The sequence below is a fragment of the Haloarcula pelagica genome (assembly GCF_030127105.1).
GTDB lineage: Archaea > Halobacteriota > Halobacteria > Halobacteriales > Haloarculaceae > Haloarcula > Haloarcula pelagica.
The window spans coordinates 2,270,069-2,281,555 of record NZ_CP126161.1 but is presented as its reverse complement, the minus strand read 5'-3'; the positions used below and the strand labels follow the sequence as shown (position 1 = coordinate 2,281,555).

At 65.3% G+C, this 11,487-nt stretch carries 16 protein-coding genes, 1 tRNA gene and 1 pseudogene; 7 read left to right on the top strand and 11 right to left on the bottom strand.

Annotated features, from left to right (window positions below):
* Positions 1-10: 10 nt before the first annotated feature.
* The 4 genes from P1L40_RS11975 (at position 11) to P1L40_RS11960 (ending at position 2,310) form a co-directional block, all read left to right on the top strand.
* Positions 11-994, top strand: a complete 984-nt coding sequence (locus P1L40_RS11975; RefSeq protein ID WP_284007266.1) for a Gfo/Idh/MocA family protein — start codon at positions 11-13, stop codon at positions 992-994.
* Between the two features lie 64 nt (positions 995-1,058).
* The gene (locus P1L40_RS11970) at positions 1,059-1,898 is read left to right on the top strand and encodes an aldo/keto reductase (protein ID WP_419181181.1); all 840 of its coding nucleotides are present in this window, start codon (positions 1,059-1,061) and stop codon (positions 1,896-1,898) included.
* 6 nt (positions 1,899-1,904) lie between these two features.
* Positions 1,905-2,096, top strand: coding sequence for a hypothetical protein (locus P1L40_RS11965; protein ID WP_284007264.1), 192 nt, complete (start codon positions 1,905-1,907; stop codon positions 2,094-2,096).
* Between the two features lie 76 nt (positions 2,097-2,172).
* Entirely contained in the window at positions 2,173-2,310 is a 138-nt protein-coding gene (locus P1L40_RS11960) for a hypothetical protein (RefSeq protein WP_284007262.1), read from the top strand.
* Between the two features lie 259 nt (positions 2,311-2,569).
* Here the strand turns inward: P1L40_RS11960 and P1L40_RS11955 are convergent.
* From P1L40_RS11955 to P1L40_RS11910, 10 genes and pseudogenes are all read right to left on the bottom strand, one after another.
* Positions 2,570-2,782 (bottom strand): annotated as a pseudogene (locus P1L40_RS11955) (type II toxin-antitoxin system RelE family toxin); the annotation flags it as partial.
* A 9-nt stretch (positions 2,783-2,791) separates the two neighbouring features.
* On the bottom strand, positions 2,792-3,088 hold the full coding sequence (locus P1L40_RS11950) for a ribbon-helix-helix domain-containing protein (RefSeq protein WP_284007260.1): 297 nt from the start codon (positions 3,086-3,088) through the stop codon (positions 2,792-2,794).
* Positions 3,089-3,456: 368 nt separating this feature from the next.
* On the bottom strand, positions 3,457-3,702 hold the full coding sequence (locus P1L40_RS11945; protein WP_284007259.1) for a type II toxin-antitoxin system HicA family toxin: 246 nt from the start codon (positions 3,700-3,702) through the stop codon (positions 3,457-3,459).
* The gene (locus P1L40_RS11940) at positions 3,703-3,909 is read right to left on the bottom strand and encodes a type II toxin-antitoxin system HicB family antitoxin (protein ID WP_284007258.1); all 207 of its coding nucleotides are present in this window, start codon (positions 3,907-3,909) and stop codon (positions 3,703-3,705) included.
* A 144-nt stretch (positions 3,910-4,053) separates the two neighbouring features.
* Positions 4,054-4,125 (bottom strand) — tRNA-Ala (locus tag P1L40_RS11935).
* A gap of 145 nt (positions 4,126-4,270) precedes the next feature.
* The gene (gene rpsJ / locus P1L40_RS11930; RefSeq protein ID WP_284007256.1) at positions 4,271-4,582 is read right to left on the bottom strand and encodes a 30S ribosomal protein S10; all 312 of its coding nucleotides are present in this window, start codon (positions 4,580-4,582) and stop codon (positions 4,271-4,273) included.
* 3 nt (positions 4,583-4,585) lie between these two features.
* Complete coding sequence (gene tuf / locus P1L40_RS11925) at positions 4,586-5,851, bottom strand: translation elongation factor EF-1 subunit alpha (RefSeq protein WP_284007255.1); 1,266 nt, start codon at positions 5,849-5,851, stop codon at positions 4,586-4,588.
* A 363-nt stretch (positions 5,852-6,214) separates the two neighbouring features.
* Entirely contained in the window at positions 6,215-6,610 is a 396-nt protein-coding gene (locus P1L40_RS11920; RefSeq protein ID WP_284007254.1) for a DUF4870 domain-containing protein, read from the bottom strand.
* 160 nt (positions 6,611-6,770) lie between these two features.
* Positions 6,771-7,721 carry a homoserine dehydrogenase gene (locus P1L40_RS11915; RefSeq protein ID WP_284007252.1) on the bottom strand — a complete coding sequence of 317 codons (951 nt, stop codon included), beginning with the start codon at positions 7,719-7,721 and terminating at the stop codon, positions 6,771-6,773.
* Positions 7,718-8,251, bottom strand: a complete 534-nt coding sequence (locus tag P1L40_RS11910; protein WP_284007250.1) for an amino acid-binding protein — start codon at positions 8,249-8,251, stop codon at positions 7,718-7,720. The genes P1L40_RS11915 and P1L40_RS11910 overlap by 4 nt, the downstream gene beginning before the upstream one ends.
* A 166-nt stretch (positions 8,252-8,417) precedes the next feature.
* Between P1L40_RS11910 and P1L40_RS11905 the strand changes: the two genes are divergently transcribed.
* Genes P1L40_RS11905 through P1L40_RS11895 form a run of 3 tightly spaced genes read left to right on the top strand, consistent with a single transcriptional unit; the run spans position 8,418 to position 11,199 of the window.
* Complete coding sequence (locus P1L40_RS11905) at positions 8,418-9,434, top strand: hypothetical protein (RefSeq protein ID WP_284007248.1); 1,017 nt, start codon at positions 8,418-8,420, stop codon at positions 9,432-9,434.
* 9 nt (positions 9,435-9,443) lie between these two features.
* Positions 9,444-10,526 (top strand): ABC transporter permease, encoded by a 1,083-nt coding sequence (locus P1L40_RS11900; RefSeq protein WP_284007247.1) that lies wholly within the window; start codon positions 9,444-9,446, stop codon positions 10,524-10,526.
* Positions 10,519-11,199, top strand: coding sequence for an ABC transporter ATP-binding protein (locus P1L40_RS11895; RefSeq protein ID WP_284007245.1), 681 nt, complete (start codon positions 10,519-10,521; stop codon positions 11,197-11,199). The genes P1L40_RS11900 and P1L40_RS11895 overlap by 8 nt, the downstream gene beginning before the upstream one ends.
* Here P1L40_RS11895 and P1L40_RS11890 read toward each other — a convergent pair.
* Entirely contained in the window at positions 11,178-11,396 is a 219-nt protein-coding gene (locus tag P1L40_RS11890; RefSeq protein WP_284007244.1) for a hypothetical protein, read from the bottom strand. The two genes, P1L40_RS11895 and P1L40_RS11890, sit on opposite strands and share 22 nt — an antisense overlap.
* Positions 11,397-11,487: the final 91 nt, after the last annotated feature.

Below are 11,487 nucleotides of genomic sequence, written 5' to 3'. Positions count from 1 at the left end.
CCGCCCAGGTATGCGATTTGGCATCCTTTCGACGGCGAAGATCGGACGCGAGGACGTGATCCCGGCGATCCAGGCCAGCGAGCACACTGTCGCGGCGATCGGCTCCCGCGATGGCGAGCGAGCACGCCGCGTCGCCGCCGACCTGGGCATCCCCGAGGCCTACGGCGACTACGAGACGCTGCTGGCCGAGGCAGACATCGACGCGGTGTACAACCCACTTCCCAACGCCCTCCACGCCCGGTGGAGCCAGCGGGCCGCCGACTACGGCCACCACGTCCTCTGTGAGAAGCCCCTGACCGTCGACAGCGCCGAAGCGGTCGACCTCTTCGAGTACTGCGCCGACCGGGACGTGACACTGATGGAGGCGTTCATGTACCAGTTCCACCCCAGAACCCACCGCGCCCGCGAGGTCGTCCGCGAGGAGCTGGGCGACGTTCGCGCGGTCGAGGCGTCGTTCAAGTTCCGGCTGGACCGGGCGGACGACATCCGCCTCGACCCGGAACTGGCCGGCGGGAGTCTGATGGACGTGGGGTGTTACGCCGTCAGCGCCGTCCGCGGGTTCCTCGGCGAGCCGGACCGGGCGTTCGCCGTGGCCAGTGACGGCCGCGATGCGGGTGTCGACACGACTTTCGCCGGGACGCTCGCTTACGACGACGGCTGCGTCGCCCAGGTCGCCTGCGGGTTCGACTCCCCACACGTCGAGCGCTACCGGGTCGAGACCACCGACGGCTGGCTCGAAGCGCGGGACTGTTTCGGCCCCGAACCGGATCAGTCGGTCTCGCTGACCTACGCCGTCGACGGCCGCGAGGTGACCGAGACGTTCGAGCCGGTCGACCAGTACCGCCTCCAGGTCGAGGCCTTCGCCGAGGCCGCCACGAGCGGGGCGGCCCCACCCGTCGACCGCGCCGAGACGCTGGGCAACATGCGTGCCATCGACGCCCTGGCTCGCAGCGCCGACCGGGGCGCACCGGTCGACGTGGCCCCGACGACGTGACCGTCGGGTCACCGAAGTGACAGACGGCCCAACGGTTTTGCCGGCCGCGGCCGAGATATCGCCTGTGACACCCCCCACCAAGACACTTCCCAGCGGCGACGAACTCCCGATGGTCGGCGTCGGCACCTGGCAACTCCAGGGCGACACCGCCGAACGGTCCGTGCGTGCGGGCCTCGACGCCGGCTACGGCCACGTCGACACCGCCGAAGGCTACCGCAACGAGGCCGCCATCGGCGAGGCGCTGGCCGACTACGACCGCGAAGAGCTCTTTCTCACCTCGAAGGTCCTGGCCAAACACCTCGACTACGAGTCCGTGATCGAGTCCTGTGAGGCCTCGCTGGACCGACTCGGAACGGACTACCTCGATCTCTACCTGATCCACTGGCCCAACCCGGCCATCTCGCTGCGGGAGACGCTGCGGGCGATGGCTCGCCTCCACGAGGAAGGGCTGGTCCGGAACGTCGGCGTCTCGAACTTCAGCGCCTACCAGCTCTCGGCGGCCCACCACGTCTCGCCCGTTCCCATCGCCGTCAACCAGATCGAGTACCACCCCTGGAACACCCAACCGGATGTCGTCGAGTACTGCCGCGAGTCCGGGACCGTCGTCGAGGCCGCTGCCCCGCTGGCCCGCACCGCGGTCTTCGACGACCCGGTGATCCAGGACCTCGCCGAGGAGTACGACCGCGCGCCGGCCCAGATCGTCCTCAGGTGGGCCGTCGAGAACGACGTGGTGGTCCTGCCCAAGTCCAGCTCACCCGACCACGTCCGGGCCAACCGCGAGCTGTTCGGCTGGGAACTGGACGATGCCGACCACGAACGTATCGACGACATCGACCGCGAGGAGCCCGTCTACGACCACCCCGCCCGGGACTGGACCGACGACACCTACGGGATCTCACAGTAGGGATCGATGGGCTCGCCACCGCCGCTGGATCGCTACGACGCCGCCGCGGCCGCGAGCGTCGGTTGTCTGCTGGTGGTGGCGTACGTCCTCGCCCCCAGCCCGACCGTCCAGTACGCCGCGTGGCTGACGATCTTCTGTGTCTGGATGGCGTGGTTCGTCTTCTTCGGGGCGAAGTGGCTCTACGGATTCGACACCTAACCGCCCGACGGTGGAAGGGTTTACTCGATTCCGTGTCAGACGGATTTTATTATGCCTCCCGGAGTACACTCACTCGATGCCTCGCATCGAAGTCCCGGAGAGCCTGTACCGCCAGATCGAGGACGAAGCGAACGGCGACGACTTCAACGACACCCTCTGGAAGATGGTGGGATCGTACCGCCGCAAACACAACCCCGAAGCCGATCCCCAGTAACGGCGCTTGTCGAACGGATTCGACGATCAGTTCTGTGAGTCGCTGGTATCGCCTCGGCCGAGTAGCCGCCATCGCTGTCAGAGAGTGGCCCGTCGGCTGCTGCGGGACAGTCGCAGCGCTCGAACGGTCATGTGAGACGAGCAAGCGACTCGAACGGGCACCGGCAGAGAACCGTGATGGATTCGCCGGGGTTTCGCCACACTGCATGAAAAAATCGTACTAATCTCGATGCTGTCTCGTGACTAGAAACCCGAACCGATCAGTCGTCGTCAGCGGTGTAGGCCCCGCTTCGATGTTCGATACGATGAACTTCTAGCACCGACCCGCTCCGCTCGAGCGTGCAGGCGAGTCGGTACTGCCCGACACGGAGTTTCGAAAACGGTCCGCCAGTGAGCGGTTCCAGGAACTCATCCGGGTCGCGCCACTCCGACTCGACGACCTCGTCCAGTTTGGAGACAATGCGGTTTTCCACGTCCACTCGTCACTCGGCATCCTCGTCCCGACCCATCATCTCGACGACTTCTTCGCGCGACACGAGTGCAGCGTTACCCGAGCGAAGGTCGTGTTCGCTCGCCGCAATCTGTTTCCATCCTTCACGGGAGAATTCGGGGTGTTTCACGGCGTCCCGTGCTGCGTACCGCAGGAACTCGCTGCGAGAATTGAATCCCTGCTCCTTCCACGTCGAATCGATATCGTCCAGAAACGCTTGGCTGAGCCGAAGGTTGATCTGCACCATCTCGGGGCCGTCGTCTGCCGTGCTCGTGTCTGCATCGGACATATACGAATGCTTTACCCTCGTATATACGTAAACCTTGCTGCGACCTCGGTTCGACCTGCGATGGGCGCTGTAGAGATTACGCACGGAAAATGGCCGATTGAGTCGGGCCGAGACAGACAGATTCCGATACACGAATCGAGCCGGTAGCGTTCCCGACACGAATCACGACGGATTCCAGGAGAGTTCGTCATGGGTGCGACTAGACATCGGTAGAAGGCCTGAAAACGAAGATAAACCGGATATGGACTCGCCGGGATTCCGTCACGCCGTGTGAAAGATCCGTATTAATCTCGACGCTGTCGTGCGGTTCAGGGCCTGCCGCATCGAACAACTCGTGAGTCCGGATTCCGTTCTACCCTCGACACCGATCAGCGATGCTCGTCGATCCACTCACACCACGCGTGGAAATCGTTCGCACCACACTGGTCGGCAATCCGCTGCAGTGTTCCGACGCGGACTCGGTCGTGGAGCGGCACGGTAACGGTCCGTTTCTCGCCAGTCTCCGGATGGGTGTATTTGAGAATCGCGTGGTCACCACGTGTCCGATCGTGGCGATAGCCGAACTTCCGGAGGACGGTGACGATCTCGCTGCCCGAAAAGTCCCTCGTGACCATTCACGAGTCCTCAAACCACGGCGCGTCGGGTTCGGGAGCCGCCGTATCCTCGGCTCTCGCTTCCTTGGTGAGCTCGACAGCTTCGTCGAGGTTTTCGAGCGCCGCCGTCCGTGACGGTCCCTGACTGGCAACACCGGTTTCCTCGTCTACTGCCGACCACCAGCCATCGTCCTCTTCGATGAGGCGAATCTCGCGTCCGGTGCTCATACGGCACGATACGCCTGAATATCAGATAAGGGTTCGGCCGTGGTCGAAACGGGTGTACGTCTAGTCCACAACGAATCTAGGAGCGTCCATCATGGGTGCGATTAGACGGCGGTAGAAGAGCTGAGAATCGTGATACGCCGTATATGGACTCGCCGGGATTTGAACCCGGGGCCTCTTCCTTGCGAAGGAAGCGATCTGCCACTGATCTACGAGCCCGCGCGTTTGCCTCTCGAACGCCGGGTCGTAAAAACCCTGCGCGTGAGGGCGACCTTCGATAGCGATTCACACAGCCTGTGGACGTGTCCCGGCCTGCGGTTCGGTGCGGCCCGTCCGGAGACGGGATCGGAGCCGACGATCGGTCTCAGTCTTCGAGGACGATCTCGATCGAAACGTCGTTGGGCACCTGGATGCGCATCAGCTGGCGCAGCGCCCGTTCGTCGGCGTCGATGTCGATCAGCCGCTTGTGGACCCGCATCTCCCAGTGTTCCCACGTCGCGGTCCCCTCACCGTCGGGGGACTTGCGCGTGGGGACTTCCAGCGTCTTCGTGGGGAGCGGGACGGGCCCCGACAGCTCGACACCGGTCTTCTCGGCGATCTCCCGCACGTCGTCGCAGATGTCGTCGAGGTCGTCGGGGCTCGTGCCTGCGAGCCGAACGCGTGCCTGCTGGGACATGTATTATCGCTCGTTGACGCTGAGGACCTTGCCAGCAGCGATGGTCTGACCCATGTCGCGGATGGCGAAGGAGCCGAGTTCCGGAATCTCGCCGGACGGCTCGATGCTGAGCGGCTTCTGCGGGCGAACCGTGACGACCGCAGCGTCGCCGTTCTGGATGAAGTCGGGGTTCTCCTCGGCGACCTCGCCGGAGGCGGGGTCGATCTTCTGGTCCAGGGACTCGATGGTACAGGCGACCTGTGCCGTGTGGGCGTGGAAGACCGGCGTGTACCCTTCGGTGATGACCGAGGGGTGCTGCATCACGACGATCTGGGCCTGGAACGTCTCGGCGACCGACGGCGGGTCCTCTGCCGGACCACACACGTCGCCACGGCGGATATCGTCCTTACCGATCCCGCGGACGTTGAACCCGACGTTGTCACCGGGTTCTGCCTTCGGGACTTCCTCGTGGTGCATCTCGACGGTCTTGACCTCGCCGCCGACATCCGAGGGCTGGAACGAGACGTTGTCGCCCGTGTTCAGGATCCCGGTCTCGACACGGCCCACCGGGACCGTCCCGATACCGGAGATGGTGTACACGTCCTGGATCGGCAGTCGGAGCGGCGCGTCCGTCGGCGGCTCCGGTGCCGGCAGTTCGTTGAGCGCCTCGATGAGGATCTCGCCGTCGTACCAGCCCGTGTGCTCGGACTCGTCGGCGATGTTGTCGCCCTCGAACGCCGAGACGGGGATGAACTTCGCGTTCTCCGTGTCGAAGCGGACCTGGTTCAGGAGGTCCTTGACCTCCTCGACGACCTGCTTGTACTCGGACTCGCCGTAGTCGACGAGGTCCATCTTGTTGACGGCGACGATGAGTTCGCCGATGCCCAGCGTCCGGGCCAGGAAGACGTGTTCCTGGGTCTGGGGCTGGACACCGTCGTCGGCGGCGACGACGAGCACGGCGTTGTCGGCCTGGCTCGCGCCCGTGATCATGTTCTTCACGAAGTCACGGTGGCCGGGACAGTCGACGATGGTGAAGTCGTAGGCGTCCGTGCTGAACTCCTGGTGGGCGATGTCGATGGTGACACCACGCTCTCGCTCCTCGGCGAGGTTGTCCATGACGTAGGCGAACTCGAAGCCGCCCTTGCCCTTCTCCTCTGCCTCTTCTTTGTGCTGTTCGATGACGTGCTCGGGTACCGATCCTGTCTCGTACAGGAGGCGGCCGACGAGCGTACTCTTCCCGTGGTCAACGTGGCCGATGATGGCCAGGTTCTGGTGTTGTTCGTCGCTCATTGTTGAATCTCACGCGCAGGGGCGCTATATCGGAGTCTTTAGCCGGTGGTTCATAAAATGATTTCGAAAGCGAGCGGGCGTCATCCTGCCGCCATCGTGCGGTTCGGCATGGCGTGACATGACGGGCGCGCTGACTGCTCGGTACCGACCAGTCCGAACACGGGCAGACGTGACTGTGGGCACCGGACGGGGCTGCTGGCGACGGATCGACGATCGTGTCTCCCGTGCCTACGTGCCTGGTGAAACGGAGAGAACGGTGAGGGCCGCCTCGGTCGGCACCGAACGGTCACGTCGTCGACGACACACTCGAGAAATCCCGGCGCAAGGGCATTCGGCACCACCAGCGAACGGGGCTACGACCGACTACAGCGCGTCCTCGATGGAGCGCGCGATGTCGGCGAACACCGGCAGTTCGACAGTCTCCTCGGAGTACGCTTTGTACGCCAGGAAGAGGAACGCCCCGAAGATGACCAGGTTGAGCAGCGACATGACCAGCCCGGCCAGCGTCGCGAGTATCCCCGGCAGAAATCCGATCACGAGGCCCACTCCGAACCGGATGACGAACAAGCCAAAGCCGAAGGCGACGGCCTGTGCCGCGTTGAACCGCAGGAACTCGTTCCCCTCTTCCTCCACCAGGAGGAAGATCAGCGCGACGATCGGCAGGACGTACCCGATCGCGGCCGCGATGTTCGCCGAGAGCCCGAACACTGCGTCGTCGGCTCCCGCACCAGGCACCACCGTATCTGATTGCGTCGCCATACGTTCGGAATCTATGCCAGCATACATAATAATTTCCCCCTCTCGGACGAGCGTTAAAACTCGAGAAGTGGCCGCTTAGTCGGTGTACCCCGAAGGCAGAAATCACGGGACGGTGCCGGGTTCGGGAAAGAATTAGCGGACGGAAACCGTCAGTACACAGTTACTGGTCGAGTCGACCGACATCCGCGAGCACGGCACTGGCGGTTTCGGGGCCGCCGGCACCGCGGCCGGAGATGTTGAGCCGGCCGGCGTGCTCGGTCTCCAGTTGGACGATGTTGCGGGTCCCCGTGGGCGCGAGCGGCGCGTTCGCCGGGACGAGTCGCGGCCCGACCCGGACCTCGCCCTCGGCCACCTCGGCGATGAGACGGACGGTCCGTCCCTCCTCCTGGGCGAGTTCGATCGCGCTCCCGGCGATGTCCTGGATCCCCTCGACATCGGCGTCTTCGAGCGTGTACTCGGTCCCGTTGTCGGCGAGGACGTTGGCGACGATGACGCCTTTCAGCGCGGCGTCGGTCCCGTCAACGTCGAAGGTCGGGTCGGCTTCGGCCACACCGAGGTCCTGTGCCTCCGCGAGGACGTGTTCGTAGCCCAGCCCCTCGGCGCCCATCCGCGAGAGGATGAAGTTCGCCGTGCCGTTGAGGACGCCACGGACCGCAGTGATGTGTTCGGGGTCGAAGTCGTCGACCGTCGAGAGCACCGGCATCGCGCCGCCGACAGTCGCCTCGAACAGGACCGTCCCCTCGCTCTCCCGTTCGAGCGCCCGAACGTCGGCGTATCGCTCTGCGACCGGCCCTTTGTTCGCGAGGACGACGTGACGGTCGCGTTCGAGCGCGGTCCGGAGGTGTCCGAACCCGGGTTCTGCGTCGCCAAGCGTCGTCGGCGTGGCTTCGACTAGCACGTCGTAGGGCGCCGTCAGGGCGTCTTCCGGGCGCTCGTCGCCGACGGTTCCGTCCTGTTCTTTCCGGTCGAGGACGGCCGCAGCGTCGAGGCCGTCCGCGTCGACCGCGGCGCTCTGTGAGTCGGCGAAGGCGGTGACGGTGTGGCCGTAGTCGGCCGCGAGTTCGACGACCGAGCCACCGACCGCGCCGGCACCCATCACGGCCAGTCTCATAGTTCCCCTCCGGCAGCCAGCGGTTCGATGACACGCAGTTCCTTCTCCTCGGCGAGGTCCCTGATCGTCCCCATCACCGACTCGGTGGCGTTCTGTTCGGTCGCCAGCCGGATGCGGGCGCTGGAGGCGTCTTCGGTCCCTTCGGGAGCCGACAGCGAGAGGTCGGTCACCGTCGCGTCCGTTCGCTCTTGGATGCGCGAGAGCGTATCCGAGAGGTCCGTGTTGATGAGATGGCCCGTGAGGACGACCGTCAGCGTCTCGCTGTAGCGCTCCGCGCCGGCCTGGATGACGTTGATCCCCGCGTCGCGCAACGCGTCGACGATCCCGTCGAACCGTTCGGGAGTCGCCTCCATGTCGACCTCCACGGGAATGTGGCCGCGGGGCGTGACGTTGCCCCGCTCGTGGAAGATAGAGAGGAGGTTCCCGCCGTTGTCGGCGATGGGTTCGAGCGCCCGCAGCAGTTCGCCCGGTTCGTCGACCAGTTCGAGCCGAACTGTGTAGGACCGAACCTCGTCGGTCGAGTCGCTCATCGCCCGCTCACCTCCTGTGGAATATCGCCGCTCATTGTGGGTGACTCAGAGGGGGTAACTATAAGAATCCCAGCGTTTCGTCCGAGCCGGAAGGAATTTTCCGAGCGTGTACTTGGAGGAACCAACACACCTTTAGTGGCGGGTGTAAACTAACAGGTAGTTGCTTATGATTCACGAGACTTCGCTCCGGAAACTGTTCGTGGTCGTGTCGCTGGCCGGGATGCTCACGCTTGCCGGCTGTAGCGGTGGGACGTTCGGCCTCGGCGGCGGCGGTGGCTCCACGCCGCCGGCGACCGATCAGGTGCCCGCCGACATCAACGCCGTCGTGCACGTCGACATGGCGATCACCGACGACGCGACGACCCAGGCCATCGTCGAGGCCGGCGCCGAGAGCGCCTCGGCGACCGCGCCGAGCCAGCCCGAGAACGTCAGTGAGGCCCGCGACCAGTTCCAGTCCGAGACGGGACTGGACCCACAGCAGGCCGAGGAGATGGTCTTCTTCCAGCGGCGGAGTGAGTCCGGAAACCTCCAGACGACCGAGTACGCCGGCGTCATCCTCCACGCGAACTGGGAGACCGACGCGGCCGTCGAGTCGTTCCGAAACGACAGCCAGGCCGAGTACGAGGAGACGAGCTACAACGGCCAGACCGTCTACAGACCCACCGAAGCATCCGGTTTCGGCAGCGCGGACTGGTTCGCCGTGTTGGGTGACGGACAGTTCGTCTTCGGCAGCGAGGCCGCGGTCAAGGACACGATCGATGTCACCGCCGGTGACGGCGAGGCCTTCGGCGGCGACCTCCGCTCGGCCTACGACGGGACCCGGGACGGGCTGGTGACGTTCGCGACGACGGTTCCCCAGGAGCAGATCCCCGAGAGCAGCGGCGGACAGGTCGATACGGGCGCCTACCGGAACGTCGAGATCGTCACCGGCGTCTACTACACGTCCTCGAACTCCGCCGGCATGGAGATGCAGATGCTCACGGCCAGCGAGAGCAGCGCGACCGATGTCAGCGAAGTCACCGACGGCGCCGCGTCGCTCGCCTCGGGCTACACGCAAAACGAGACCGCCAAGGAGGCGCTGCGCAACATCGAGGTGACCCAGGACGGCTCGACCGTCACCGTCACCTACGAGGACTCGGTCGATACGCTCCAGGCTGTCCTGCGGTACCTCTACGAAGGCTAACAGCGCCGAATGGCGCTTCGCTCCCTGCTGTACAAGGAGGTCCGGTGGCTCCGCCACAACCTGTCGACAGTCGTGCTCGTCCTGATCGTCCTGCCGTCGATCGTCGCGCTCGGGACCGTCGCCTTCCAGCAGGTGATCCCCCGTGACACGCCGGTCGCGCTCGTCCCCGCCGACGAGGATGTCACCGACGACGAGATGACCGCGATGCGGGGCGTGACGACGGTGTTCTCCGAGCCCCACAGCTACGCGGCCGACGAACGCGACCGGGCGATGCGGGCCCTGACCCGCGAAGAGGTGTACGCGGTGTTCGTCGTCCCGCAGGGTGTCCTGGACCGGAACGCCCAGGTCACCGTCGAGATGTACGTCGAAGAGGAGATGGTCCCCTACGAACAGCCGTCGCTCGCCATCGCGAGTATCCTCCGGGGCCGCGCGAGCAGTGTCTTTCCCGCCGACGTGGGCGTCGAGCGGATCGCCGTCGGCCAGGACCGCACGCTCTCGGAGTACCTGGTCAGCGTCGGCGCGATGCTCGTGACGCTCCTCTTCGCGTTCGCGTACGTCCCGTACGTCCTCGCCGACGAACAGCGGGTGTTCCGCCGGATCAGGGTCGAATCGTCGCTGTGGGAACTGCTGGCCGGGAAGTTCCTCGTGTTGACGCCGCTGTTGCTGGTCCCCCTGCTCGCGTTCCAAGGGGTCGCGGCGTATCTGGACTTCTCGGTCGCCCTGCTCTCGCCGGGTGCGGTGGCCGTGACGCTGCTGACGTTTGGCTACTGTACCGCGGTGAGCCTGAGCGTGATGTTTCTCACCCGCTTTCGGACCGTCGGCCGGATGGCGAACGTGGCGATACTGTTCGGGGGCCTCGCGTTCTCGAACCTGGTGTATCCGGCCGGCTTCTTCTCGCCGCTCCGGCGCGAGATCGCCAAGGCGAACCCCCTGCACTACTCGATGGTCGTCCAGCGGGGCGTCTCGCTGAAGGGGCAGTCGGCCGCGTTATACGCCGACTACCTGCTCGCACTCTGTGGCGTCACCGTCCTGGCGTTCGTCCTCCTGGCCGGAACGGTCGCCTACTACGACCGCGGAGGGTACCGTGCCTGAGCCGATCCGTTTCGAGGCGGTCAGCAAGCGCTACGGCGCAGTCACCGCCCTGGAATCGGTCGACCTGACGATCCGGCCCGGGCAGTGTCACTGTCTCGTCGGCCCCAACGGCAGCGGGAAGACGACGCTGCTTGACCTCCTGCTGGGGTTGACCCGGCCGACGAGCGGCACCGTCGACGTGCCCGCCGTCTCCCTTGGCTGTAGCTTCCAGTCGCCGACGTTCTATCCGGGGTTGACCGTCGCGGAGAACCTCGACGTGTTCGGCCGCCTCTCGGGCTGTCCGGGACCGGAGTGGCGCGAACGGTTGGTCGACGTGCTGGGACTCGACCGGGTCGCCCACCGACCGGCCGGCACGCTCTCGGGCGGCTGGCAGCAGAAACTCGACCTGGCGCTTGGCTTCCTCAAACGGCCGACCTACGCTGTCCTCGACGAGCCGTTCAACGATCTGGACGACGTGTCACAGCGTCGCCTCCGGGCGTTCCTGGCGGAGTACTGTACCGACGACCGGACCGTGCTGGCGGTCACCCACCACGTCGCGGCCTTCGACGGCCTGCTCGACCGACTCACCGTCTTCGATCACGGCGAAGTCCGGTACGACGGGTCCGTCGACGCCGACGTGGGCGCTCACGAACAGTACCGCTCGGTACTCGATCAGGGGAGAAACTCGTCGTAGATGTCGTCGATCCACTCGTTGAACTGCTCGCCCCGCGGGGACCCCCAGGGGTTCCGCGAGAAGTAGTAGATCGCCGCGAACAGCGTCGAGAGCCACAGCGCGACCGCCGGCCCGAGCACTGACTGCCAGATGAACGTCGAGGTGCCGGCGATCAACGCCGCGATCAGCAGGTCCACGACCTGATAGAGTCGGCTCATACCGGGAGTTGGCCCCTGAGGGGCCTAAACGTATGGGAAGAGAGGAGTGTATCGTCCCAGACTCACACCGTCGGCACGAGTTCGGGTTTTC

Excerpts from the sequence above, each read along its gene's own strand:
- P1L40_RS11975 (WP_284007266.1), top strand. The coding sequence starts at position 11 with ATGCGATTTGGCATCCTTTCGACGGCGAAGATCGGACGCGAGGACGTG.
- P1L40_RS11965 (WP_284007264.1), top strand. The coding sequence starts at position 1,905 with ATGGGCTCGCCACCGCCGCTGGATCGCTACGACGCCGCCGCGGCCGCG.
- P1L40_RS11960 (WP_284007262.1), top strand. The coding sequence starts at position 2,173 with ATGCCTCGCATCGAAGTCCCGGAGAGCCTGTACCGCCAGATCGAGGAC.
- P1L40_RS11950 (WP_284007260.1), bottom strand. The coding sequence starts at position 3,088 with ATGTCCGATGCAGACACGAGCACGGCAGACGACGGCCCCGAGATGGTG.
- P1L40_RS11945 (WP_284007259.1), bottom strand. The coding sequence starts at position 3,702 with ATGGTCACGAGGGACTTTTCGGGCAGCGAGATCGTCACCGTCCTCCGG.
- P1L40_RS11940 (WP_284007258.1), bottom strand. The coding sequence starts at position 3,909 with ATGAGCACCGGACGCGAGATTCGCCTCATCGAAGAGGACGATGGCTGG.
- rpsJ (WP_284007256.1), bottom strand. The coding sequence starts at position 4,582 with ATGTCCCAGCAGGCACGCGTTCGGCTCGCAGGCACGAGCCCCGACGAC.
- tuf (WP_284007255.1), bottom strand. The coding sequence starts at position 5,851 with ATGAGCGACGAACAACACCAGAACCTGGCCATCATCGGCCACGTTGAC.
- P1L40_RS11920 (WP_284007254.1), bottom strand. The coding sequence starts at position 6,610 with ATGGCGACGCAATCAGATACGGTGGTGCCTGGTGCGGGAGCCGACGAC.
- P1L40_RS11915 (WP_284007252.1), bottom strand. The coding sequence starts at position 7,721 with ATGAGACTGGCCGTGATGGGTGCCGGCGCGGTCGGTGGCTCGGTCGTC.
- P1L40_RS11910 (WP_284007250.1), bottom strand. The coding sequence starts at position 8,251 with ATGAGCGACTCGACCGACGAGGTTCGGTCCTACACAGTTCGGCTCGAA.
- P1L40_RS11905 (WP_284007248.1), top strand. The coding sequence starts at position 8,418 with ATGATTCACGAGACTTCGCTCCGGAAACTGTTCGTGGTCGTGTCGCTG.
- P1L40_RS11900 (WP_284007247.1), top strand. The coding sequence starts at position 9,444 with ATGGCGCTTCGCTCCCTGCTGTACAAGGAGGTCCGGTGGCTCCGCCAC.
- P1L40_RS11890 (WP_284007244.1), bottom strand. The coding sequence starts at position 11,396 with ATGAGCCGACTCTATCAGGTCGTGGACCTGCTGATCGCGGCGTTGATC.